The 24,430-nt window shown below is 31.5% G+C and carries 20 protein-coding genes and 1 tRNA gene; 10 read left to right on the top strand and 11 right to left on the bottom strand.

Translation table 11 applies throughout. The features are described 5' to 3' along the window. Window positions 1-87: 87 nt before the first annotated feature. Genes K8Z87_RS00770 through msrB form a run of 3 tightly spaced genes read right to left on the bottom strand, consistent with a single transcriptional unit; the run spans window position 88 to window position 2,653 of the window. Window positions 88-1,650 carry a protein adenylyltransferase SelO gene (locus tag K8Z87_RS00770; protein ID WP_227475523.1) on the bottom strand — a complete coding sequence of 521 codons (1,563 nt, stop codon included), beginning with the start codon at window positions 1,648-1,650 and terminating at the stop codon, window positions 88-90. A 15-nt stretch (window positions 1,651-1,665) separates the two neighbouring features. After that, window positions 1,666-2,208 carry a peptide-methionine (S)-S-oxide reductase MsrA gene (gene msrA / locus K8Z87_RS00765; RefSeq protein WP_227475522.1) on the bottom strand — a complete coding sequence of 181 codons (543 nt, stop codon included), beginning with the start codon at window positions 2,206-2,208 and terminating at the stop codon, window positions 1,666-1,668. Further along, entirely contained in the window at window positions 2,201-2,653 is a 453-nt protein-coding gene (msrB, locus tag K8Z87_RS00760) for a peptide-methionine (R)-S-oxide reductase MsrB (RefSeq protein WP_227475521.1), read from the bottom strand. The genes msrA and msrB overlap by 8 nt, the downstream gene beginning before the upstream one ends. A 149-nt stretch (window positions 2,654-2,802) precedes the next feature. Here msrB and K8Z87_RS00755 point away from each other — a divergent pair, with 149 nt between their 5' ends. Next, on the top strand, window positions 2,803-4,002 hold the full coding sequence (locus tag K8Z87_RS00755; RefSeq protein WP_227475520.1) for a Pycsar system effector family protein: 1,200 nt from the start codon (window positions 2,803-2,805) through the stop codon (window positions 4,000-4,002). A gap of 3 nt (window positions 4,003-4,005) precedes the next feature. On the opposite strand, the gene K8Z87_RS00750 is transcribed toward K8Z87_RS00755, so the two are convergent. Both K8Z87_RS00750 and K8Z87_RS00745 read right to left on the bottom strand, forming a co-directional pair. Continuing rightward, window positions 4,006-6,381: a GAF domain-containing protein gene (locus K8Z87_RS00750; protein ID WP_227475519.1), complete on the bottom strand. Its 2,376-nt coding sequence runs from the start codon at window positions 6,379-6,381 to the stop codon at window positions 4,006-4,008. Between the two features lie 338 nt (window positions 6,382-6,719). Beyond that, a tRNA-Leu gene (locus K8Z87_RS00745) sits at window positions 6,720-6,801 on the bottom strand. 190 nt (window positions 6,802-6,991) lie between these two features. Here K8Z87_RS00745 and K8Z87_RS00740 point away from each other — a divergent pair. Both K8Z87_RS00740 and K8Z87_RS00735 read left to right on the top strand, forming a co-directional pair. Next, complete coding sequence (locus K8Z87_RS00740) at window positions 6,992-8,380, top strand: dipeptidase (protein ID WP_227475518.1); 1,389 nt, start codon at window positions 6,992-6,994, stop codon at window positions 8,378-8,380. A 4-nt stretch (window positions 8,381-8,384) separates the two neighbouring features. Then, window positions 8,385-9,635 (top strand): DoxX family protein, encoded by a 1,251-nt coding sequence (locus K8Z87_RS00735; protein ID WP_227475517.1) that lies wholly within the window; start codon window positions 8,385-8,387, stop codon window positions 9,633-9,635. A gap of 133 nt (window positions 9,636-9,768) precedes the next feature. On the opposite strand, the gene K8Z87_RS00730 is transcribed toward K8Z87_RS00735, so the two are convergent. Together K8Z87_RS00730 and K8Z87_RS00725 are read right to left on the bottom strand one after the other, a co-directional pair. Then, a complete protein-coding gene (locus K8Z87_RS00730; RefSeq protein ID WP_227475516.1) occupies window positions 9,769-10,398 on the bottom strand; it encodes a peptidylprolyl isomerase in 630 nt (209 codons plus the stop codon). Between the two features lie 111 nt (window positions 10,399-10,509). Beyond that, the gene (locus K8Z87_RS00725) at window positions 10,510-11,430 is read right to left on the bottom strand and encodes a carboxypeptidase-like regulatory domain-containing protein (protein WP_227475515.1); all 921 of its coding nucleotides are present in this window, start codon (window positions 11,428-11,430) and stop codon (window positions 10,510-10,512) included. Window positions 11,431-11,627: 197 nt separating this feature from the next. Here K8Z87_RS00725 and K8Z87_RS00720 point away from each other — a divergent pair, with 197 nt between their 5' ends. The 7 genes from K8Z87_RS00720 (at window position 11,628) to K8Z87_RS00690 (ending at window position 19,837) form a co-directional block, all read left to right on the top strand. Beyond that, window positions 11,628-11,993 carry a BlaI/MecI/CopY family transcriptional regulator gene (locus K8Z87_RS00720; RefSeq protein ID WP_227475514.1) on the top strand — a complete coding sequence of 122 codons (366 nt, stop codon included), beginning with the start codon at window positions 11,628-11,630 and terminating at the stop codon, window positions 11,991-11,993. Window positions 11,994-12,048: 55 nt separating this feature from the next. Then, window positions 12,049-15,882, top strand: coding sequence for a T9SS type B sorting domain-containing protein (locus tag K8Z87_RS00715; RefSeq protein ID WP_227475513.1), 3,834 nt, complete (start codon window positions 12,049-12,051; stop codon window positions 15,880-15,882). Between the two features lie 244 nt (window positions 15,883-16,126). Further along, window positions 16,127-16,429 carry a hypothetical protein gene (locus K8Z87_RS00710; RefSeq protein ID WP_227475512.1) on the top strand — a complete coding sequence of 101 codons (303 nt, stop codon included), beginning with the start codon at window positions 16,127-16,129 and terminating at the stop codon, window positions 16,427-16,429. Between the two features lie 12 nt (window positions 16,430-16,441). Next, window positions 16,442-17,500 carry a TlpA family protein disulfide reductase gene (locus tag K8Z87_RS00705; RefSeq protein WP_227475511.1) on the top strand — a complete coding sequence of 353 codons (1,059 nt, stop codon included), beginning with the start codon at window positions 16,442-16,444 and terminating at the stop codon, window positions 17,498-17,500. Window positions 17,501-17,642: 142 nt separating this feature from the next. Continuing rightward, on the top strand, window positions 17,643-18,743 hold the full coding sequence (locus K8Z87_RS00700) for a DUF4407 domain-containing protein (protein WP_227475510.1): 1,101 nt from the start codon (window positions 17,643-17,645) through the stop codon (window positions 18,741-18,743). 35 nt (window positions 18,744-18,778) lie between these two features. After that, window positions 18,779-19,246, top strand: coding sequence for a YybH family protein (locus K8Z87_RS00695; protein ID WP_227475509.1), 468 nt, complete (start codon window positions 18,779-18,781; stop codon window positions 19,244-19,246). Window positions 19,247-19,426: 180 nt separating this feature from the next. Further along, a complete protein-coding gene (locus tag K8Z87_RS00690; RefSeq protein ID WP_227475508.1) occupies window positions 19,427-19,837 on the top strand; it encodes a hypothetical protein in 411 nt (136 codons plus the stop codon). Window positions 19,838-19,945: 108 nt separating this feature from the next. Here K8Z87_RS00690 and K8Z87_RS00685 read toward each other — a convergent pair whose 3' ends face one another. From K8Z87_RS00685 to K8Z87_RS00670, 4 genes are read right to left on the bottom strand one after another with little or no spacing between them, the layout of a single operon-like run. Next, window positions 19,946-20,509 carry a PhnA domain-containing protein gene (locus K8Z87_RS00685; protein ID WP_227475507.1) on the bottom strand — a complete coding sequence of 188 codons (564 nt, stop codon included), beginning with the start codon at window positions 20,507-20,509 and terminating at the stop codon, window positions 19,946-19,948. A 34-nt stretch (window positions 20,510-20,543) separates the two neighbouring features. Further along, a complete protein-coding gene (locus K8Z87_RS00680) occupies window positions 20,544-21,794 on the bottom strand; it encodes an NAD(P)/FAD-dependent oxidoreductase (RefSeq protein ID WP_227475506.1) in 1,251 nt (416 codons plus the stop codon). A 5-nt stretch (window positions 21,795-21,799) separates the two neighbouring features. Then, window positions 21,800-22,807: a 4-hydroxyproline epimerase gene (locus K8Z87_RS00675; RefSeq protein WP_227475505.1), complete on the bottom strand. Its 1,008-nt coding sequence runs from the start codon at window positions 22,805-22,807 to the stop codon at window positions 21,800-21,802. A gap of 10 nt (window positions 22,808-22,817) precedes the next feature. Beyond that, on the bottom strand, window positions 22,818-24,401 hold the full coding sequence (locus K8Z87_RS00670) for an aldehyde dehydrogenase (NADP(+)) (protein WP_227475504.1): 1,584 nt from the start codon (window positions 24,399-24,401) through the stop codon (window positions 22,818-22,820). Window positions 24,402-24,430 lie beyond the last annotated feature (29 nt).

Here is a 24,430-nt window from a genome sequence, read left to right as displayed (position 1 = left end):
TCTGGACAAAACCAAGCTGTATCTATATTTTGTTTTCCGCTTTCTCATTATAATTCCTTCAATTCATATAGCGATTTAAACAAAACTTTAAGAACTACACGATAGCATTGAACAGCCTACCTTATGCCTTGCCCAATCTGGTCGTTTTGCAAACCAATGTTGATATTCTGGTTGTTCCTTATATGGGTTTTGTAACATATTAAAAAACGTTTCTATTAAGCTATAATCTTCTTCGTCTGCTTTATCTATAGCCAACTGAGCCATATAATTTCTAAGAACATATTTAGGGTTTACAGCATTCATTTTTTGTAAACGCTCTTCATCTAAAATTGTTTCTTTCCCTAATCTTGAGTCGTAAGCACTAAACCAACCTTTCCATTTTTCTTGTATGACTTCTGAAAATTCTTCGGGCTTATAAAATGCATCTTTTATACATTCAATCCCTTTTTCTGAATTCCCTTTTTTGTAGTTAGACAATAATCTAAAAAAGATAGTCATATCGGTTTCTAAAAGTAAAAGACAATCTTCTAAATCTGAAATCAGTTGCTTATCGGAATTCTCTTTTAACTCTAACCCTAATTTAGAACGCATCATTTGTAGCGATTCTATATCAAAATTTGTTTTATATGTGTTTAATATATCTTCTAGAGGAGTTGTATCTTCAATTAATGGATACAATGCATTTGCCAATTGGTATAAATTCCATAATCCAATATTAGGTTGATTACCATATCTGTATCTTTTATTTTGTGCATCCGTAGTATTTGGCGTCCAACCAAAATCAAAACCTTCTAACCAACCGTATGGCCCATAATCTATGGTTAAACCTAGAATAGACATATTATCGGTATTCATTACTCCATGCACAAAACCTACACGTTGCCAATCTACAATCATTTTTAAAGTACGTTCCGAAACCGTTTTAAAAAAAGCGATATAAGTAGCTTTTGAAGGCTTACCCAATTCAGGGTAGAAATGTTTAATTGTATAATCTGTTAATACTTTTAAATTTTTTAGCTCTTTACGAGCTGCAAATAATTCGAAATTTCCAAAACGTATAAAACTCGGAGCTAAGCGTGTAACTATTGCACCTTTTTCATAATTAGCATTACCATCATAAAGGATATCTCTAAGTACTTTATTACCAGATAACATTAAACTTAATGCGCGAGTTGTTGGTACGCCTAAATGATGCATAGCTTCACTGCATAAATATTCTCTAATCGAAGATCTTAGTACTGCCAAACCATCTCCCTGTCTTGAATACGGTGTTGCTCCTGCTCCTTTTAATTGTAATGCCCAACGTTTTTTGTTATGACTAACCTCAAATAGATTTATAGCTCTTCCGTCTCCCAATTGCCCTGCCCAATTACCAAATTGATGACCTGCATAAGCCATAGCATAGGGTTTAGTTTGCGGGTATACCTTTTTACCAGAAAATATATTAAAAAAATCTTCAGACGTCATGCTTTTTTCATCTAAACCTATGTCGTTTAGCATGTCTTTTGATACATGAACAATCTTTGGATCTAGTGGTATTTGAGGAGTTACATAAGAATGTGTTGCCTCAAAAACCTTTCTCCGTGTATTTTCCATAACAGGATCTGCTGGCAGTTCTTTATTAAAAGTATCACTGATATTTAATTGCATCTTGTCATTTTTTGCTTAAGACGTTTTTAGTTTATCAGCATGCAACTTTCGTAATTTTTGCAGTTTTGGCGTAATTACAAAACTACAATAACCTTGAGTTTGGTTTTGATTATAGTAATTATGATGCTCTTTCTCTGCTTCATAAAACACATCTAAAGCACTAACTTCAGTAACTATTTTATTTTCAAAATGAGAGCTTAATTCATTTACTACAATCTCAGCAATATTTTTCTGACCATCATTATGATAAAAAATGACTGAACGATATTGCGTACCTCTATCCGCACCTTGACGATTTAATGTTGTAGGATCGTGTGTTGTCATAAAAATGATAAGAATGTCTTCATAAGAAATAATATCCGCATCAAATGTAATTTGTATTACCTCCGCATGCCCAGTTAAGCCTGAACAAACCTCACGATATGTTGGATGCCCAGGAACATTTCCTCCTGAATATCCTGAAATTACTTTCTCTACTCCATTAACCTCTAAAAAGACCGCTTCTGTGCACCAAAAACAACCTCCACCAACTGTTGCTATTTGAATATTTTTAGTCATTTATTTTTTCAATTTTAATAGACTCTGAATTTACACAATAACGCAGACCACTTGGTTCTGGTCCGTCCGGAAAAATATGTCCTAAATGAGCGTCACAAGTATTACACATCACCTCAACGCGTATCATCCCATATGAGGTATCTTTTTTATATTTAATGGCATTCTCTTTTATGGGTTGTGTAAAACTAGGCCAACCTGATTTACTTTCGTATTTTATTGTAGAATCAAAGAGTTTTGTATCACAGCAAATACAACTATATATACCTGCATCATGTGTGCTACATAATGCTCCTGAATGTGGTGCCTCCGTTCCTTTTAATCTTGTTATTCTATATTGTTCTGGTGTTAATTGATTCTTCCATTCTACTTCAGATTTTTCTACTCTTCTATCTGGTTTTGGATTACCGTTTACCGTAAAATCCATGATATGTTTCCAATTTAGCATAAAGTTTAGTCATTTTTTTAAGTGTTGTGACCTGAATTTTGTCGAAAAACCTTCTTATAAATTCCATCAAAACAAATTGTTAGCTAAGTTACTGCATTACCGACTGATTAGGTAATAAATTATTCTTAAATTAGTCTATTATTTTTTTTATGGAAAACATTATATCAAAAGCAGAGAAACATGTCGTCAGTCTTTTAAATGACGAATTAGACACTCCATTTATATATCATAATTTACCGCATACACAACGTGTAGTTTCTAAATCAATAGAGCTTGCTGAACTGTCTAATATTGATGATAAAGACAAGGAATATTTAATACTTGCGGCTTGGTTTCATGATACTGGATATACTAAAACTATAGATAAACATGAAAAAGCTAGTATTGCTATAGCTGAAGCATTTTTAAATACACATAATTATAATGCTGATGGTATTAAAATGGTTTCTAAAATAATTTTAGCTACTGAAATACATCATTCTCCAGCAGATCTATTAGAAAAGATTATCAAAGATGCCGATTGTTCTCATATTGGCAGTAAAAATTATTTTGAAATCTCAGATCTTTTAAGGAAAGAATGGGAATTGACCTGCAAACGAAAACTATCTGAATCTGATTGGTTGAATGAAAATATTGACTTTTTAGCTACTAAGCATCGATTTTACTCGGATGCGGCTTCTTCTATTTGGGACAAAACCAAAGGCAAAAATTTATCGCAATTAATAAAATTAGAAAAGAAAACTAAAGACGATAAAAAGAAACTAACTCAAAAAAAAGAAGAACTAACTTTTAAGAAAAACAAGCTTGGTTTACCAGAACGTGGTATAGAAACCATGTTTAGAGTCACTCTAAAAAACCATATTACACTGAGTGACATTGCTGATACAAAGGCCAATATTTTACTTTCGGTTAATGCTATTATTGTATCTTTAGTTCTCTCTAATTTAGTTTCTAAATTAGATAATGCTTCTAATACATACTTAATTTGGCCTACTGTTATTTTTGTATTGTTTACAGTAGCATCTATGATTTTATCTGTTTTAGCAACACGACCTAACGTTACTAGCGGAAAATTTACTAAAGAAGATGTTGCCAATAAAAAAGTGAATTTATTATTCTTTGGAAATTTCCACAAAATGAAATTAGATGAATTTGAATGGGCTATGGGAGAAATGATGCAAGACAAGGACTATCTCTATTCTTCTATGAAAAAAGATTTATACTTTTTAGGACTAGTATTAAACCGAAAATATAATATTCTTAGAATAACCTACACTGTATTTATTGTAGGTATAATTGTTAGTGTTGCTGCTTTTGCTATTGCATTTCAGTTCTCAGGTGCCGTTTAAATCTTAAGCATTAATCTCTTTCATTAAATCATCATAAGTATAGAATTCTTTATCATTATCATCTCTATGATAAAGCACACTTACTCGCAATGCTTTAAGTCCTGTTACCGCCTGTAAATCTTGTAGCTCTACTATTTCTACATCTGTATCTAATAAGTGCTTAGATTGTAAAAACTTAATATATCTTATATATTCTTTCTCATCTTCTTTCTGAGAATAGATAATACTTATTTTCCCTTTTTGAGTAACACGTTCGGTTGTCCCTTTTATGTAGGCTTTATCTACACGTTTTTTCACAATTTCGTAACGCGCATTATATGTACCATCAACATCAAACTGTTTCTCGTCCATTCTAAAACTAACAGATAATGGTTGATTAAACACTAATATCATTGAAGCTACATCTAATGCTACAGGGAAATTAGAACGCATATTATAATAGGCATTCTCCATCTCGCACATAACTTGCAATTGCCAAAGTCTTAAATTATAAAGGTACATTAAATTAAAACTTTCTTCCTTAGTAATAGACTCACCAACATACATATTGTGTTCTACACCATCCGTTTTATAACGTTCAAAGTAATGCGGATACATTAATTGTGCATCTTGCTGCTTTTTATCTAAAAGCGAAGCCATTTCTTTATTTATATATGCAATAGTATCGTCGTATTTTTTTCTATGATGATAGACTGCATTTACCTTAGTGTGAATATTTTCAAAATAAATAGCTATTTCAGAAGCCATGATATTAGATTTACCAATATGTCTTAAAATAGGATGAATATCATTATTAAAAAAGAGAGAGATTTGTTGTTCGCTATCTACCTGAAAATGTAAATCAATTTCGTTTAAGTACTCATCGATTTGATATATATATTGCTCATAAATTGGCAATTGTTGTACCTGATTAACTTCTTCTAAAATATCTTTTGCAGCAGTTAATTGTGTTTTTATATCTTGTTGTGTTGCCCAATTTCTAGCATTAGAAGATCCTTTAATATCTATCTGCCCGTATAACGGATACACATCGTCAAATGCTATTTTATTAAAACTAGGTTTTTGACCTTTTAATTGATCTTTAATGAAATTACGAGCTTCTTTTTCGAACTTCCAATGTACACTTGGATGAATCGATGTACATTCTTTTTGTATAATCGCTTCAATAAGGTTGACTTCTTCGTTTTTAGAACGTTCTACCGCAGATACAATAAAAGGCATTACATCAACCAACTTATTGGCGTTAATACTATTTAGTACTTTAGGCTCATGAGATACTATTTCTAAAATCCCCATTAAGCCTTCATCATTAGCTATTGGTGCTAAAATGGCACTTTTTATATTTTGATCTTGCAATGTTTTATACTGAGGTGCTTTACCTTTAGAAATCTTATAATACTTATCTACGTCAGATACAGTATAGAACTTCTTTTCCTTTAACAATGTATTATAAGATCTTCCACATAATGCGCCTGTACAACGATTAGCATCTAATTGATTTAGTAAATAGCTATTCATCCCTGCACCATAAACACGCTCAAAAGTATCTTCTTCTTTATTATATATAGAAAAGCCTACTTTAATATCTTTTAAATCTAATAGAGATCTGAAAATTTCATGGAAATCTTCCATAAAACTTTCATCATTTCTTTTTTCTTCACCAATAAGTGTAGACTTAACATTTGATATGGATTGATCGTCTGTAACATCAAAAATATTAGAAATTACAAATCCCTTAACTATGTAACTGTTTTGAGGGAACTTTTCTTTCCAAAGTTCAATGTTTTCAAAATTATCTAAAAGCGTATCAAAATCTTCTTCTGTTATTTTAGGAGTTCCTTCTTTAGGGATTATTTCTATAAAATCTGCATTAAGTAGAATTTTATAGTAATGCATTATACCTTTAGCATCTGGTATTTCGTAAAAGAATGGTCGTTTTATATTAATATTATAACCATAACATCTGCTAAGAATAATCGTACACATAATAATGTACATATCATCTTTTGGCATGTTTTTTATTTCGAGCTCAAAATCTTTTCCAGCTACATTTATAATATTATCAAAACGTTCGGTAGAATTAAAAATAACCTGATGAAAAGGAGCCGAAGCTGTCTTAATTTCATTAAGTGTTAATAGTGGATTAAAAACATCTTGAAGAATTTCTTGTATCTCTTCTTTATAGGTTTTTAAATATGATAAATCACTAAACCCATCTCTAAGTATTGGGTTTTGCTTTGCAATATCTAACTTACGGCGCGCATTAACCCTAACTATTTCATTATCAGATTGTATTAATTTTTCAAACTGATTGAGATACTTATTAAAGCTCAACTTTAGAAAAAAAGGAGATTCTAAATTATCGTTTAAGTCCACCATTGTTAATTTATGATATTGCAAAGATAATAATAATTGATTTATTTTATACTTATAAGACTGAATAACATCTAGTTTTGTTACAAAAAACTCAAAATAAATAAAATGTTATTTGTAAGGTTTTTCTAATATAGAATATTGGGTTAAATTAAATTTAGGAATACACATTGTAGAATCATATAAAAAAAGACCCTTCAAATTAATGAAGAGTCTTAACTCTCTGTGCGGGCGGGGAGACTCCCTTCGACTTCGCTCAGGGTAAACTTCTCGTCTCCTCTTCATCTCATAATTTTATATAAAAAAAAAGACCCTTCAAATTAATGAAGAGTCTTAACTCTCTGTGCGGGCGGGGAGACTCGAACTCCCACACCTCGCGGCACTAGATCCTAAGTCTAGCGTGTCTACCAATTCCACCACGCCCGCATTCTTTTTAGTATTGCGTGTCTATCATCCCGATAGCTATCGGGACCACCACGCTAGCAATACATTTTCGATTATATCTATTAATAATCGGGATGCAAATATAAACAATAGTTTCAATATTCAAATTGATTTTAATTAAGAAATAATACCGCTTGTTTTTATTATTTTTGTTTCAAACAGAAACCATATTATGAAATCTATTGAAGCCTATATTCAAGCAAATAAAACACGTTTTATTAACGAGCTGATTGATCTATTAAAAATTCCTTCAGTAAGTGCAGATTCCGCTTATGCAAATGATGTACTTAAAACTGCTGAAGCTATAAAATCTAGACTCGAAGAAGCAGGTTGTGATCTCGTTGAGATTACTCCAACAGATGGACATCCTATTGTTTATGGCGAAAAGATTATAGACACCAATCTTCCTACGGTTTTGGTTTATGGACATTACGATGTTCAACCTGCTGATCCTATTGAACTATGGGATTCACCACCATTTGAGCCTATCATAAAATCTACTGAACTGCATCCTGATGGCGCAATTTTTGCAAGAGGTGCTTGCGATGATAAAGGTCAAATGTACATGCATGTTAAAGCTTTAGAATTTATGGTCTCGCAAAATGAGTTACCATGTAATGTAAAGTTTATGATTGAAGGCGAAGAAGAAGTTGGAAGTGTTAATCTTGCAAAATATGTAGCAGAAAACAAAACGAAATTAAGTAACGATATTATACTTATTTCTGATACCGGTATGATTGCTAATGACGTACCATCCATTACAACAGGATTAAGAGGATTAAGTTATGTTGAAGTAGAAGTTACAGGACCAAACCGTGATCTCCATTCTGGTTTATATGGAGGTGCTGTTGCCAACCCTATTAATATACTTACTAAGATGATTGCTTCACTCCATGATGAAAATAATCATATTACCATACCAGGGTTTTACGGTAAAGTAGAAGAACTTTCTAGTGCAGAACGTGCGCAAATGGCAAAAGCACCATTTTCATTAGACGCTTATAAAGAAGCTTTAAATATAGAGGCTGTATATGGCGAAAAAGGATATAGTACTAATGAGCGTAATTCTATAAGACCAACTCTTGACGTTAACGGTATTTGGGGAGGCTATACTGGCGAAGGAGCTAAAACAGTAATTGCAAGTAAAGCATATGCAAAAATCTCTATGCGTTTAGTACCAAATCAAGATTGGAAGGAGATTACTCAGTTGTTTAAAACTCATTTTGAAACTATTGCTCCAAAAGGAGTGACAGTAAACGTTACACCTCATCATGGTGGGCAAGGTTATGTAACACCTATAAATACTGTTGCTTATCAGGCAGCTTCTAATGCTTATGAGACTACTTTTGGACAAACCCCAATACCTCAACGTAGCGGAGGTAGTATTCCTATTGTATCTTTATTTGAAGAAGAATTAGGGAGCAAAACTATTTTAATGGGCTTTGGTTTAGATAGTGATGCTATTCACTCTCCTAACGAACATTTTGGCATTTGGAATTATCTTAAAGGCATTGAAACTATTCCTTATTTTTATAAATATTTTACAGATTTAAAACAGTAAATAAATGTTATTACATCAAACTTATAAAGAACAATGGACTGAGAAAAGCAAACTCATATTTCGGTTTATTTTTTCTTATGTCGTTCTGTATATCGTTTTAATGTTTACGAGCGGGCTACTTGAAACTCCTTTTCGTTGGATAGGTAAGGCTATTCTTGGTTTTAACTACAACTTTGATGTTAGTGGCTACGGAAGTGGCGATAACACTTATGCCTATATTACACTCTTTGTCAATTTCGCTCTTGCTATATTATTAACTATAATCTGGTCTTTTTTTCAGCGCCATATAAAAGATTATAACAAAGCGTTTTATTGGCTAATCGTTATCTTAAGAGTATTCATATTTGCAGCAATGTTACTCTATGGAGTTGTAAAAGTATTTCAGATTCAATTTGGGCCTCCATCTTTTGTAAGACTATTACAACCTTTAGGTGAATTTTCACCAATGGGCCTCGCATGGACTTACATGGGTTACTCTAAAGGTTTTGGTATGTTTGCTGGTGTTATGGAAATTTTAGGCGGAGTACTTCTTGTCTCTAGACGTACCTCTACGCTTGGAGCTTTTATTGTTATGGGAGTGATGACACAAGTGGCTATGATGAATTTAATGTTTGACATTCCTGTTAAACTGTTTTCAATTCACCTTATCTTTATGGCCTTAATTATTTTTATGACGGACATTAGTCGCTTTACTAATGTTTTTATAAAAAATAAAGCTGTTGAACACTCTAATTTTTACCATCCTAATACCTCTAAAGATTATCATAGAATTATAGGCAATGTTAAAAAAATACTAGTTCCTATTATTTTAGTTGCTAGCTGTATTTTAGGATGTTTAGGCGAATTAAACATTAGTGATAAAAACCATCGCCCGCATCTTTATGGCATATGGGAAACCGAAACTTTTATAAAAAACAATGATACGCTTCCTCCTATAATTACAGAAGCCGAACGCTGGAGATATCTCTTAATAGAAAATAAAGGAGGCGCCGTAATTAAGTCTATGAATGATGATTTATCTGGTTATATTTTTGTTACAGATACCATAGCAAATAAAATTACGATGTATGACGATAGCGTTTCTAAAGATAGTCTTAATCTAGAATTCAGCTATATAAAACCCAACTACCTTAAGTTAAGCGGAACTCTAGAAAATGATAGTATCACTGTAGTGTTATCTAAAAAAGAATTAGATAGTATAACGCTTATCTCTCGGAAATTTCGTTGGATTAATGAACGCCCATATAATAGATAAAAATTAATCTCTCTATCAGGTTCTGTTTAAAATAAGAAAGCTTTAATGACCTTTCGACTGCGCTCAAGGTGACAAATCCTGTTTTTTATTTAAATCTTGTGGCTAAATATTGAATTTTTAAGCCAAATTCACATTATTTAATGATATATGCTTTTTTAATAAAATCTATTTCAGGATAATTTTTTCTTATAAACGCATTTCCATACCTGTGAATTGAGTCTTGTCGTCTACCTAATTTATCTCCATATTCACCATAAAACTTTAAAACATTGTCCATGCCAGAAGTAATTTTGGCAATAGCAGGAAACCCAACAACTCCTCCCGAGGATATGTCATCTAAGCGGTTATTATCTTTAAGGTTAATAAATATTTGTGTACCCCGAGTTCGTCTTCCTCCTCTTGCAAAAGATATAGTTAGAGAATCGTTTTTTAAAACTACAGGTTCATCATTTAACTTATAACTATCCCAACTTTTATTGACTTCATCATTATCATGAATTCCAAATTGTGCTACAAAATTTGGCACAACTCTAAACACAGCAATGTCATCATAAAACCCTTTTTTAATTAAAGTATATAATCGGTCCACACCTTCTGGAGACCACTCTCGTTTTGAGATAATATCAAAGTTACCTTGAGTCGTTTCAAAACGTGCTTTAAATTCTTCTGGTGCTTCTTGTTTTGTCCATTTCTCGCTAAATAGTTTTTTACTACAGGAAACTAAAACAACAAGAACTAAAAGGTAGATAAATCTCTTCTTCATGAGGTATAATGATTTTAAAGACTCAAAAATAATAAAGAATTAGTTAAATCTACAAACAAAGAAATTAAGTTGAAATTTATAGCTTCTAATGAAGCTTAATTTACTCTCAATTTAAAATTCAGCTTCTCTGGCATGAACTTTTATAGCAACAGTATGCGGCTCATTTACTACCCAATTATCTTGATTATGTTGCCGTATATAACACCCAGAATTAAAAGGCGTAGATATATATTTTTCATCCTTTATATCAATACCTTGCTCAACCATTTCTTTAAGCATCTGATTCTTTGTTTTGCTGAAAGAATACTCTCCTTGAAGTGTAAATTGGCCTTCGCCGACTTTATCAATAGCTTCAAAAGTGATCAAAAAATGGTGATCTATTTTTAGATTATAATCCGAAACATCAATGGTAAACTTGCCTTTTTTATTAATATCTACAATGATTGGCTGGTCTAACTCTATTCGTTCAGTAGGTTGTCTATACTTATTCAACTCATAAAAATTTAATCTAACTTTTATAGATGTAAATGTGTTTTCTTTTATAAAAAGGTCAATTTTTTCAATTAGAATGGGTGTTTCAACTTCAATTCGCCTCCCTATTTCATTCCCTTTTTGGTAATTATTAAAATTATATTCTAACTTATTATGTACAACATCTAAACCTAATTTTACTTTCTTCTTGTATATATAATTATCTAGAACTACAGCATCTAACTCCAGATTAGCAGGAGTCATTAAAAATTCTTTAAATTCAATTTGTGATGTAATAGGTAGTTGTATTGATTTATAACCCAAATAGGATATGATTAATGTATCGTTTTTAATTTGTGATTTGGTTTCAATTAAAAACTCTCCCTTTTCATTTGATATGGCCCCTTCTTTAGACAATTTCAATCCAATATTAGCATAAGCTAAAGGCTGTTTTGTTTCTTTATCTTTTACTATACCTTTTATAGTTATTTGGCTAAAGCTAAAACAACTATAAAACAAAAGTGCATAGAACAAGTATTTGCATTTTATAAGTAAAATCATTTTCGTATTTCTGATTTAAATATATAATTGGGTGATTCTCTGAGCAACTATTTAACAACTTATCTTAAAACGAAAAAGTACGTAAAAGCATATTCTTATGAGCCTCCTAGTTTCATTATCCTAAATTTAACACTTCTACATTTGTAGAATTATAATTATTGTTCTACATTTGTAGAGTTAATTCTAAAAACGTAGAGATGCAACTATCTAAAACCGAAGAACAATTGATGCAGTATTTATGGAAGCTAGAAAAAGCTTTTATGAAAGATTTACTCGACGCTTACCCTGAACCTAAGCCAGCAACAACCACTACAGCAACACTATTAAAACGAATGATAGATAAAGGTTTTGTAGCGTATGTAACTTATGGAAAGTCTCGTGAGTATTTTCCTTTAGTTAAAAAGGAAGATTATTTTTCTAAACATGTTAATGGGTTGATTAAAACTTTTTTTAACGATAGCGCATCGCAATTTGCATCATTCTTTACCACAAAAACAGATTTATCTAAATCTGAATTAGAGGATTTAAAAGCCTTAATAGATAAAGAAATAAAGAAGAAGTAAATTATCTATAGCTCTATTAAAACTTTTCAAAAACATATAAACGAAACATAAAATTATGGGTTTATACATCTTAAAACTAACGGCCATATTAATCATCTTCTGGCTTATCTACGTTTTTGTTTTAGAACGTGAACAGATGCATACATTTAAGCGGTTTTATTTAATTACCTCAATATTAGCAGCTATAATTATTCCTTTATTGCGTCTTACAGAATATGTATATGTTGCCCCAATAGACGATAGTTTTGAGTTTTCATCATATACACTTCCGCTAATACAAGAAACTATTATAGAGGAAACTCCGTTTTTTACTTTAGATAGAATATTGTGGACGATTTATATAATTGGAGTGGTTATTTTTGGATTACGTTTTCTAAAAAACTTAGGAACTTTGTTCTTTACTATTAGGCAAAATGAAAAAATTAAACAGTGGTCTTTTACCTATGTTCTACTAAAAAAAGCCATAAATCCGCACACGTTTTTCAACTATATCTTTTTTAATAAATCGACTTTTGAAAACAAGTCATTGCCAAAAGCGGTAATACTCCATGAAGAAACTCATGCCAAACAAAAACACAGCATCGATGTGCTTTTTATTGAGTTATTTCAAGTGATTTTTTGGTTTCATCCTTTGGCTTATTTATATAAGAAGAATATAAAATTGAATCACGAGTTTTTAGCAGACCAAGCCGTATTAAATAAAGGTATTGAAGCCACTAATTATCAAAATATATTACTAACATTTTCATCACAAAATGAGAATTATCAGTTAGCTAATGCCATAAATTATTCATCCATCAAAAAACGATTTACAGTTATGAAAACAACAACATCAAAAACAAAAACTTGGATTACAAGCTTGCTTGTATTGCCATTATTAGCTGTTTTATTTTACAGTTTTAGCTCTAGAGAAATTATAGAGATAGAAAAAGAACCAGAGTTAATTGTAGAAGAAGTTAGTGGACCAAATACAGTATTGTCAGATTCAGTTGATTTAAACAAAATTGCAGAAATTAACTATTATGTAAAAAATAATTTTAATGTTACAGATGAAAATGGAAACTCTGTTATTAAAAAGTTTTATGATTTAACCGAGCAACTAAAAAAAGAAAAACTGTATGTGGCTCCTATACCATTTGAAAGAAAAAAACTAACACCAAAAACTCTGAATGACTTTAAAAATGAAGCTATATATGTTCTTAAAATAAATGATCGGGTCATTAATAAAAATGAGTTAAACAATTATAGTGCATCTGATTTTACAACTTACTCATTAACACCAATATCAGAACTTGCTAAAATGCAACAAAGTTATGTTTGTCATTTAGTACGGGAAGAAGCTTTCTTATCTAATATAGAAGATAATATTTCTCATTATCAAAACATATATACTCATTATGAAGAAGAAAGAAGTACATTTAAAAATAAAAATGATTCTGCTAGCTTACATAAATTTGTAACTACTTACGATTATCTAAAAAATCTTTATGATAGATTTACACCAGAACTTATCTCTAGGTATGAGCTATCAGCTCCTACTGTAATAGATAAAGACATTATCAAATCTGTATATGATGAAATTTTAGATACTAGTCTAAACACCCCAACATTATATATAGACGAATTCGATAATTTGTTTTTAAATAATAAACCGACTTCATTAAAAACCATTAAAGATGATTTTAATGCCCTAACCAACTCTAAAGCGTCTGGCTTAAATTTAGAAACTAAAGATTTAGTCAGCGAAACATTTGTAAATCAAATATGGAAAGCGATAGGGAGTAATTTAAAAGGTATTGCCTTACGAGATGCTAAAGTTTTTGTTGAAGACTATCCTGGTAAAGATTTAATCCCATCCATACTAATAAATGGTACACCATGCCAACAATGCACTTTACCTATAGAGGTTGTTAAACAATTAGAATTAACATCTAAAAGTGGTAACCCTGTAACTTCATTTTCTGCAAAAACACCAGGACATCCAACACAGACAATAATAGGAAATACTTTAAATAACAATATAAAATCTTATTTAAATGATCATCCTGAAGCAAAGAGCATACAATTATTAAATATTAAAGTAAAAGGTAATGAAAAAATTAGCCCTGCTTTAATTACAATTACTCAAGAAAAAGCTACCGCCAAACAAATTGCAGAATATAATACCTGGGCTAAAAAAGTTAACGAGGGTTTAAAAGCACCAGAGGATAGCCCTAAGAAATTAAACACAATGATTAAATCTAAAGATTTAAAAAAATATAACCATATATACAGCATAATGACTGCTGAGCAAAAGAAAAATGCTGAGCCATTTCCAAATATTCCGCCACCGCAACCGCCTGCTAGACCCAAAGTCATTGAAGTAAAGGAAAACAAAAAAACAAAAAAGAAGGCAAATGAGACTCCTGAAATTGAAGAAGTTAAATTGCAAGATGGAATAGAACATGGTCCTATAGAAATTAAGGGTAAAGACCATTATTATTACAAGGAGAATGGTGAAATTAAATTTTACAATAAATATGGTAAAGTTGTTAGCACAAATACACTTTTTCCATCAACTGAAGCTGCAAAAAAGTTTGTGAAGAAGTATGAAAAAGAGATAATAAAAACACATCAAATATATGTAAAAGCCAATCCAAAAAGCATCAATAAAGGTAAGATAGAAGGCTCTGATAAAGAAATTGAAATTTATGAGATTCCTTCAGACTTAGCAGGCTATATAGAGGTCAACGGCGAACAATATTATTACACTAAAGAAAATGGCAAAAAAACATATTACAACAAATTTGGCAAAGCAGTAGATATCACAAAAATTAAAAAAGCTTCTGGTAATAAAACTTCTAAAGGAGGTCCAAATGCCGACCCTATAGAAATCGTTTTTATAGATAAAAAACCAGAGAAACTAATCAAGGAAGGTTCTGTAGATTATAAAATTAGACAGTTAATACTAAGAGCAAGTAAAAATCAGACTCAACCATTAATTTATATGCTTAACAATAAAGTTAGTGATATTACCTCGATAGAAAACTATCTTAAAAATAATCAAGAAGCCAATGTAAACTTTAAACAGGGTGATAAAAATACATTATATTTTTATGATAAACGTATTTCTAAAATGAGCCGTGAAGCTTTGCAAAAAGTCTACTCACAGCTTTTTAAAACACATACTCAACCAGGTAATGTTGTTTATGCCTGGAAGTTATCTGAGGCAGAAAAATCTAAGAATTGCCTACAAATCCCAACTTCTTTTTTAATACAAAATAATAATACATTTAAAATTAAATGTATAGATGAATTCTCTAAAAATAAATTTAGGGTATATAATAAATGGGGAGCACTTATTTACTCTAAGGAGAATTATAATAATAATTGGGATGGTACCGTAGATGAATCTTTTGCTGTAAAAGGGACTAACAAAATTAAAGCTGGCACATATTACTATGTGTTCGATCATTCTAAATTAGAAAAACAGATGGCTGGCCCTTTATTAATAAACACTAAAAAGTCTGATGCTGTAGAAATTAAAAAAGTAAACTCATCAAAAAAAGGAAAAGGTGGACCTAATCCTATCAATCAACAAGCATCTATTAATTATACAAAAGGCATTAATACAAAAAATAGCGAAATAAAAGGGAAGTCTATAAAAGATATATTAAGAGAAGTTGCTATGAAAGAACGTCTTAAACGTCTTAAAAATATATATGATTACGTTCCTGCAGAGAAATCTAAGGTCTCAAAAGAGCAAATTGCTAAAAGTCTTAAAGCTTTAAATGACTATGCTACGACTAATACTTTCGAAAAAGTGATCAACCTGGATTCTAAAGAAAAACTAATAATGAAAACACATCTTGAAATTATAAATGAATACGCTGCGACTAATTCATTATAAATAATGTGAGTTTGATATAACTATTTAATTTTAGGATTGACTATCAATTAATTTAAAAAAAGATCTGGTTGAGCGCAGTCGAAACCTATTTGAAAAGTGGAATTTTAAAAACCTTTCGACTGCACTCAAGGTAACACTCCATTTTTATTGTTATAAACAGCCAATTACTGAATCCTTACATCGAACTCATGTTAACTAATAATGTAATCTTATTTTAAATCTAATATTCATCAAAATCAAAACTATGAAAAGAAAAATCATTACATTAACACTAGCAAGTATGGCATTCTATACTTGCTCAGAAACTACCGAAGTCACAATAGAAGAAAATTTAATTATAGAAGAACTTGAAACTATTGTTGAACAAGAAGATCAATATAAAAATAATATTAACGTTAGAGAAATTGTAGAAATCGTCGAAACTATAGAAAGCAATCCTCTTTTAGAAATTAAAGGCTCTGAAGTTGAAATTATCGAAGTGATTGAATACATAATAGAAAAAGAAGAATCTATTGTAGAAATTATCGAAGACGTTAGCAACAATTAACAACACCATTATATGTCAACTATTCATTTTAGAAAAAGCCGTATCGTAATGGTTATGGCTTTTATATGTTTATTCTCTTGCCAACAAAAAGAAAGCGAATCTTCTAAATTAGGGGATTTAAATATTTATATTAAAACCGATCAAGTCATAGATAGTGTCTTTGTCTCTAATATTACACAAGATCGAGAGTTTCAATTTTTACCGTATTCCGATACGCTTCATATTAAGTTTAACGATAGTATTAATGACCTCTATAACATCTGGTTTTACTCAAAAGGCAAACAACATGCCGGACTTGATGGGCAATTATGGTTAAAAGGTAAAAACATCATCGTTAAAGGCACTTTTAATGATGGCTTTAAATTAGATACTATAATCGGAACTGACTTACATTATAAAGCACAAGAATTTAGAGCTAAATTAAGTGAGCTCTATAAAAATAAAACGGATAGTACTACCATTGACAATTTTCTTTTAAGCGAATTAAAGAAGAACATTAACAGTCCTTTATCTATAGAAATGTCTCAAAACTATTTCTTCAGAAATCAAGGAAACAGAGAAAAAATACAAACAATATATGATGTTACTAAAACACAAAGCGATGCCATAAAAACCCACCTATTTAATTATTTTGATAAGTTTGAAAACATCTTAACTGTAAATAAAATTGATATATCACAGTTTCAATTTTTAAACATTAAAAATGAGCTGTCAAACATTACATTAGATTCCAATAAAAAGCATCTCATAGATTTTTGGTTTGTAAACTGTCCGCCATGTATTAAAGATCATAAACTGATTAAGAAAGAAAAATTAGATCTCCTAAAAAAACATAATGTTGAACTTGTTGGTATTTCAACAGATTCTGATCAATATTTATGGAGTAATTATTTAAAAAACGCTGATTATCCTTGGAAAAATTACAGAGAAACTAACGATTATGATAATCGTTTGTCTGAAAACATGCTAATCTCAGTATTTCCGACATACCTATTAGTCGACCATGAAGGTAACATTTTAAAACGCTCTAATGCCTTTTATGAAATTGAAAATTTCCTAGTTTATAACTGATACCTTTATAAAATACAGTAAGGTATTTTTGAAATTTTGTAACAAATAACAACTTTTAGCGTTCTAATAGTCAACCAATCCTAAGCGTTACACTAAGTTTATAGAAGTGTATTGTCTAAGGGTCAATCAAAAAACAATCATTATGTTAAAGCAATTCTTCATTATTTGCTCTGGCGCTGACACCGATATACTTAAAAAATGTTCTGTAGGTGAGCAAAATAAATTTGCTGGTATTGGCGCTACTGTTTTCTTTACTGCTGTTATGGCTACTATAGCTTCAAGCTATGCGTTATACACCGTTTTTGACAATTTGTATTCTGCTATTTTCTTTGGCTTAATATGGGGTTTACTCATATTTAATCTCGATCGTTATATTGTATCTACTATAAAAAAACGCGATAGTGTCATGGATGAGATTCTACAAGCTACTCCTCGTATTTTCCTCGCTATAATTATTGCTATAGTTATTTCTAAGCCTTTAGAATTAAAGATTTTTGAAAAAGAAATCAATCAGGTTTTATTAGAACAAAAAAATGATTTAACCTTAGCCAATCAAAATCAGATTGCAGAACAATACACACCTAAAATTGAAGAATTACAAAATAATATTACGACACTACAAACTGAAATAGCTACCAAAGAGACTGAAGTCAATACTTTATATGACACATACATTTCAGAAGCTGAAGGTACAGCCGGCACTAAACTTTTAGGAAAAGGTCCTGTATATAAAGAAAAGCGAGAAAAACACGATGCGGCTTTAGCCGAACTACAACAGCTTAAAGCTGATAATAACACTAAAATTGAAGCTATAGAAACTGAGATTGTAAATCTTCAAACTACTCAAAAAACCAATGTTGCCGATTCACAACCTATTATTGACAATTTTGATGGTTTAATGGCACGTGTTAATGCATTGGGCGAACTACCTTGGCTGCCGTCTTTCTTTATTTTTCTTTTGTTTTTAGCCATTGAAACGTCTCCTATCTTTGCTAAACTTTTATCCCCAAAAGGTGAATTTGATTATCGCTTACAAGACCAAGAAACAACAATTAAAACGTGGACTACTCAAAAAGTTAATGAACGTCAACTCCTTTTAAAAACAGATAACGCCATTAACAATAAAGTATATAATGAAATTGCTGATGAAGAAGAAGTTATGAATTATAAGCGTAAAAAAGCAAAAGAGCTAATGCAATTACAAGCAGACGCCTTTTTTAAGAATCAGAAAAGTGCACTTTAATTAGTATTTTTAGACTAAATTTTAAATTTAGTCTCATGAAAAAAGTTTATGTTTTAGTTATAGCAACTATACTATCTTTTGGATGCATTAGCATCAAAGCAGATATTGACACCGATTCGCATTCCTCTTCGTCTTACGAAAATGACAAGGCTAATATTCTTAAAGTATTAGAAGTTCAAGAAACCGCATGGAACAATGGAGATCTTGAAGCGTTTATGGATGGTTACTGGAAAAGTGACGAGCTTAAATTTTATGGTGCTAATGGCTTAACCAAAGGTTGGCAAAATACACTAGATAATTACAAAAGAAATTACCCAACTAAAGCCGATACAGGCACGCTAAATTTTGTGCTCAACGATATTTCTAAAATTGAAGGCAACAACTATTGGGTTATGGGCGAATATCATCTAAAACGGGAAGTTGGAGATGCTGATGGTGTGTTCATTATCATTTTTAAGAAGATCGATGGAGAGTGGAAGATTATAGCAGATATGTCTTGTTAGGTGTTAGGCACTTCGACAAGCTCAGTGTGACATATTAGGTGTTTGGTGTTTGGCACTTCGACAAGCTCAGTGTGACATGTTTGGTGTTTGGTGTTTGGTGTTTGGTGTTTGGTGTTAATCAATAAAAATTATAATTTTAGTTATTATTAAATAATCATCTTTGATATTAAATCGAGTTTTATGAAAAAAATCATTTTAATCATATTTTCTATTCTAACTATATCTTGTGCTAAAACAAAAAATGAGAAACAGATTACATTAAACGGAAAGTATTCTATAGTTGATTTTCGAATGACTCCAGAGTCTTCAAAAGATGCTATAGATCAAAAAGAATTAATAGTAATTTTAGAAGGTAGTGATTATAAATTTGATTTTTCACCAATAGATGGTATAGTAAGAATTGATTCAGCATTTGGAATGGAGTACTTTGGAGATTCAATTTTTGAATATAAAATAGACAGTAAATTTATTGCCCTAAGTAATCCTGATAAAAAAATACACTTGCCTTACAGAAATGACGATGGCATTTTAAGATTATTAATTGATAAGAAAGGGATTGAATTATTTACAATTACACCTACAAAAAAATAAAACAAATTTGTGTTTAAGATCATTAGCAATTGTTATTCACTCATGTTAACTATAATTGCACATTAATTAGGTCGTAAGACATAGACAATTACATCTGAATTAGAAGTCCTAAATCTTCTTTACATATTTAGTAATAATTACAGTTAATGTTGGACCAACTTTACCTTCAATATACTCTGCATTATCTCTGTCTAATCTAATATTTCTTACAGCAGTACCTTGTTTAGCTACCATGCTTGAACCCTTAATTTTTAAATCTTTGATTAAAACCACAGAATCTCCATGATTTAAAACAACACCATTTACATCTTTATGTACAATTTCATTTTCATCTGCTTCTCCATCTCCTGCAGCTTTTGCTAATTCTAAAATTTCATTTTCTAGATACATCATACCTATTAAATCTTGTGGCCAATCTGCATCAATTCTATTAAGCATTCTCCAAGCCATAATCTTTACAGCATCATATTCACTCCACATACTATCGTTAAGACAACGCCAATGATTTACATCAATTTTATCTTCATCATTCATCTGTTCTATACAATTTGCGCAAGCATACAACATTAGCTCGTTTGCTTTTGGCACTATATAAATTAATAAGTCTTCAGCTGAACTGCATAATTCGCATTGATTACGACTGCGCTGTTTTAATTCTTTTTCTGTTATCATTTTTAGCTATTCTATGTAATACGCAATAATAACACTAATTAAACTTTCTGTCAGGATGAAAGGGTTTTATGTCTAAAGATGTTTGTTTTTCTGAAATAATTTCCGAAACCAATTTCCCTGTTGCTGGCCCAAGACTCCAACCCATCATGGCATGACCTGAAGCTATCGTTAAATTTTTATACGCTTTTGATTTTCCTATATAAGGCAATCCATCAGGAGAACACGGTCTTAGCCCACATGCCGCATTGGTAATCTCCGAAGATTTTATTTTTAAATCTTTATAATACGATTCTGCTGCATTAGCAATTGCTTCTACTCTATTTGTTCTAATTTTATGATTAATACCTCCTAATTCCATAGTGCCTGCAAATCGAGTAAACCCTTGCATAGGTGTCACAGCAACTTTACGTTCTATAAGTATTGCTGGCATGGTAATTCCTGTAGGTCTTTCTACATTGATACGATAACCTTTACCTGCCTGAATAGATAATTTTAGATTTAATTTTTTAGCCAATAATCCACTCCAAGAGCCAGCAGCCAATATAAATTCATCAGCCTTTAGTGTTCTCTTAGAGCTTTTAATTTCAGTAATCTTATTTCCAGAAATTATAATATCCTCTACACTTTCGTTAGTGTAAAATGTAACGCCTTGAGATTTCAAGAATGCATGTATTTTTCTCATAAATTCTTGTGGTGTCATATGCGCATCACACCCATAATATATGGCGCCTTTTATGTTTAAATCTAAATCAGGCTCATAAGCTTTGACTTCATCTTTAGACAGATGCTTCACATCAAAACCTTCTAAAATTCCTCTTTGTCCAACAATCCATTCTTCTTCTCCAGCCTTTTCAGTTTGATAATACATCAGCAAACCTTTATGTTCATAATGAAAATCAAACGCATCCGAAGTCTTAATATCTTCATATAATTTTCTTCCTAAAAGATTAATATCTTTAATTACAGGAATGGCTTTTTCAACTTTAAAAGCTGTAGCAGATCTTTTAAATGCCCAAGCCCATTTTAAAAAATCCATGTCTAAACGTGGTTTCACATAGAATGGACTCGAAGAATTAAACATCCATTTTAAGCCTTTAGTAATCATTCCAGGAGATGAAAGTGGAATAAGGTGACTTGGGGTAATATAACCTGCATTTACAAAAGAAGCTCCTTTAGTGATATCGGATTTATCAATAACGGTAACTTTATGACCTTCTTTATGAAGGTAATATGCTGAACATAACCCTATAATTCCACCTCCTATGATTACTATTTCTTTATTCATAGTTTTTAAATAACTTGAAAGCCATGTGCATAAGGATCGTCTTCATCATCAATAATAATAGTATTATAACCATAAATTTTAGCCCAACCTTTAATGCTTGGTATCACAGCTACTTTTCCATCTAAAGTCGTTACTTTTTCTACACAACCTATAAATTTACTCCCTATAAAACTCTCATGAATATACGCTTCTTTTTCCTTTAGCATACCTTTAGCATACAATTGTGCTAACCGTGCAGAAGTACCTGTTCCGCATGGCGAACGATCTATAGCCTTATCTCCATAAAACACAGCATTTCTCCCTGACGATGTTGAATCTATCGGATCTCCACTCCATAACATGTGAGATACATCTCGTATGGTGTTATCTTCTGGATGAATAAACATGTCTGGGTATTTTTCATTGATTCTACCTCTAACCACCTGAGAATATTGCACAATTTTACTTGCTGTAAAATTATGTACACCAGAGAAATTGTTTTGTGGGTCTACAATAGCGTAATAGTTACCGCCATAAGCGACATCAAATATAATTTCACCTAATTCAGGACAATCTACCGTTAAACCTTCAGCCGCTAAATAGCTTTTTACATTAGTCAATTTTACCCAATCTACTTTTTTATCGGTTTGTTGGTAATCAATTAATACTAATCCGGCTGGTGTTTCCATTTTTATTTTTCCAGGTGTTTTTGGCAACACTAAACCTTCTTCAATAGCAATAGTAATGGTACCAATGGTACCATGACCACACATAGGCAAACACCCTGATGTTTCTATAAACAAGACGGCAAAATCATTTTCTGGATTATGAGGCTCATATAAAATAGAGCCACTCATCATATCATGCCCACGAGGCTCAAACATTAATCCTTTTCTAATCCAATCGTATTCTTTTAAAAAGTGTTGGCGTTTTTCGCTCATGGTATCACCTTTTAAATTTGGGCCGCCACCAGAAACAACTCTTACCGGGTTTCCACAGGTATGGGCGTCAATACAAAAAAATGTTTTTCTCATTGATTTGTATTTATAATTTAACTCTAGTTTTTACATTATCCACTAACCTTAAAATCTCTAAAGGGTTTTCATTTTTAAGTGCATCTGGCAAAATACTATTTGGCCAGTTTTGAAATGTAAATGGACGCACCCAACGTTTTATTGAATCTACACCAACTGCTGTAAATCTTGAATCTGTTGATGCAGGATACGGACCTCCATGCTGCATCGATGGGCAAACTTCTACGCCAGTAGGAACACCATTAAAAATAATGCGTCCTACTCTATTTTGTAATGCAGAAACTATTTTTTTATTTGAAGTAATATCGGTATTGTTTCCTATAATAGTTCCTGTAAGTTGACCTTCTAATTGATTTAAAATATCTTCTAATTCTTCATCATCTTCACATTCAACGATTATTGAAAATGGCCCAAATACTTCTTGATGCAGTGTTTTATTCTCTAAAAATGTGGATCCTTTTACCTTTAAAACTACTTGCTGTGCAAAATTAGATTGTACTTCGTCACCGTATTCGGCTAGTACGTTTAACTCTGGTTGTTGTAACACCTTAGCTTTATTAGATTGATATGCATTACTAATGTTAGGGTGCAACATACAAGTAGGTTTAATTTTAGATATTTCTTCAGCTAATTCTGAAGTAAACACATCTAGATCTTCACCTTTAAGACCTATAATTAATCCTGGATTGGTACAAAATTGGCCAGAACCTAAAGTAATAGATCCTGCATAGGTTTTTGCCCAATCTTTTCCTTTTTCTTTTAAAGCTTCAGGCAATAGAACTACCGGGTTTATGCTTCCCATTTCTGCAAAAACAGGAATAGGTTCTTTGCGCTGTGCTGCTATATCAAAGAGTGCACGACCACCTCTAATACTGCCCGTAAATCCGACCCCTTTAATTTGAGGATGCTTTACTAATTGCTGACCTACTTCTATACCGCTACTGTTTATATTAGAAAACACTCCGTTAGGCATTTCTGTTTTCTGAGCAGCTTTTACCACTGCAGAAGCAACCAGCTCACCTGTGCCGGCATGCATTGGGTGAGATTTAACTATTACTGGACATCCTGCTGCTAATGCCGCAACTGTATCTCCACCAGCCGTTGAAAATGCTAATGGAAAATTAGAAGCACCAAACACAACTATTGGCCCTAATGGAATTAACATTTTACGCAAATCTACTTTTGGTAAAGGTTGACGTTCTGGTTGGGCTTTATCAATACTAGCTTCTACCCAAGAGCCTTCTGAAATATGTGCTGCAAAAGCACGTAACTGACCAATTGTTCTTCCTCGTTCTCCTTTGGCTCTGCCTTCTGGCAACCCACTTTCTGATCGGTACGTTTCTATCAATTCATCACCTAAAGCTTCTATCTCATCAGCGATAGCATTTAAAAATTCTGCTTTCTTTTGCCCCGAAATATCACGATATGTTTTAAATGCTTTAGATGCTAACTGTACTGCTTGATCTATTTCATTTAAAGTCGCCTCAGTAAACACCGTTGTATTTTCAATATTTAATTGAGGATTAAAAGTTTTGTATGTTTTATTGCCTTCAGCTATAAGTTGATTGCCTATATAATTTTTTCCTGTAATCATTCTTACTTATTTTTTAAATGTTTTTTTAA

It is taken from the genome of Winogradskyella immobilis (assembly GCF_021887715.1).
GTDB lineage: Bacteria > Bacteroidota > Bacteroidia > Flavobacteriales > Flavobacteriaceae > Winogradskyella > Winogradskyella immobilis.
The sequence above is the reverse complement of the archived record's forward strand: the minus strand, read 5'-3'. Positions and strand labels throughout refer to the sequence as shown.

Excerpts from the sequence above, each read along its gene's own strand:
- K8Z87_RS00670 (WP_227475504.1), bottom strand. The coding sequence starts at position 24,401 with ATGATTACAGGAAAAAATTATATAGGCAATCAACTTATAGCTGAAGGC.
- K8Z87_RS00680 (WP_227475506.1), bottom strand. The coding sequence starts at position 21,794 with ATGAATAAAGAAATAGTAATCATAGGAGGTGGAATTATAGGGTTATGT.
- msrB (WP_227475521.1), bottom strand. The coding sequence starts at position 2,653 with ATGCTAAATTGGAAACATATCATGGATTTTACGGTAAACGGTAATCCA.
- msrA (WP_227475522.1), bottom strand. The coding sequence starts at position 2,208 with ATGACTAAAAATATTCAAATAGCAACAGTTGGTGGAGGTTGTTTTTGG.
- K8Z87_RS00740 (WP_227475518.1), top strand. The coding sequence starts at position 6,992 with ATGAAATCTATTGAAGCCTATATTCAAGCAAATAAAACACGTTTTATT.
- K8Z87_RS00730 (WP_227475516.1), bottom strand. The coding sequence starts at position 10,398 with ATGAAGAAGAGATTTATCTACCTTTTAGTTCTTGTTGTTTTAGTTTCC.
- K8Z87_RS00695 (WP_227475509.1), top strand. The coding sequence starts at position 18,779 with ATGAAAAAAGTTTATGTTTTAGTTATAGCAACTATACTATCTTTTGGA.
- K8Z87_RS00700 (WP_227475510.1), top strand. The coding sequence starts at position 17,643 with ATGTTAAAGCAATTCTTCATTATTTGCTCTGGCGCTGACACCGATATA.
- K8Z87_RS00750 (WP_227475519.1), bottom strand. The coding sequence starts at position 6,381 with ATGGTGGACTTAAACGATAATTTAGAATCTCCTTTTTTTCTAAAGTTG.
- K8Z87_RS00735 (WP_227475517.1), top strand. The coding sequence starts at position 8,385 with ATGTTATTACATCAAACTTATAAAGAACAATGGACTGAGAAAAGCAAA.
- K8Z87_RS00770 (WP_227475523.1), bottom strand. The coding sequence starts at position 1,650 with ATGCAATTAAATATCAGTGATACTTTTAATAAAGAACTGCCAGCAGAT.
- K8Z87_RS00685 (WP_227475507.1), bottom strand. The coding sequence starts at position 20,509 with ATGATAACAGAAAAAGAATTAAAACAGCGCAGTCGTAATCAATGCGAA.
- K8Z87_RS00755 (WP_227475520.1), top strand. The coding sequence starts at position 2,803 with ATGGAAAACATTATATCAAAAGCAGAGAAACATGTCGTCAGTCTTTTA.
- K8Z87_RS00690 (WP_227475508.1), top strand. The coding sequence starts at position 19,427 with ATGAAAAAAATCATTTTAATCATATTTTCTATTCTAACTATATCTTGT.
- K8Z87_RS00725 (WP_227475515.1), bottom strand. The coding sequence starts at position 11,430 with ATGATTTTACTTATAAAATGCAAATACTTGTTCTATGCACTTTTGTTT.
- K8Z87_RS00715 (WP_227475513.1), top strand. The coding sequence starts at position 12,049 with ATGGGTTTATACATCTTAAAACTAACGGCCATATTAATCATCTTCTGG.
- K8Z87_RS00675 (WP_227475505.1), bottom strand. The coding sequence starts at position 22,807 with ATGAGAAAAACATTTTTTTGTATTGACGCCCATACCTGTGGAAACCCG.
- K8Z87_RS00705 (WP_227475511.1), top strand. The coding sequence starts at position 16,442 with ATGTCAACTATTCATTTTAGAAAAAGCCGTATCGTAATGGTTATGGCT.
- K8Z87_RS00710 (WP_227475512.1), top strand. The coding sequence starts at position 16,127 with ATGAAAAGAAAAATCATTACATTAACACTAGCAAGTATGGCATTCTAT.
- K8Z87_RS00720 (WP_227475514.1), top strand. The coding sequence starts at position 11,628 with ATGCAACTATCTAAAACCGAAGAACAATTGATGCAGTATTTATGGAAG.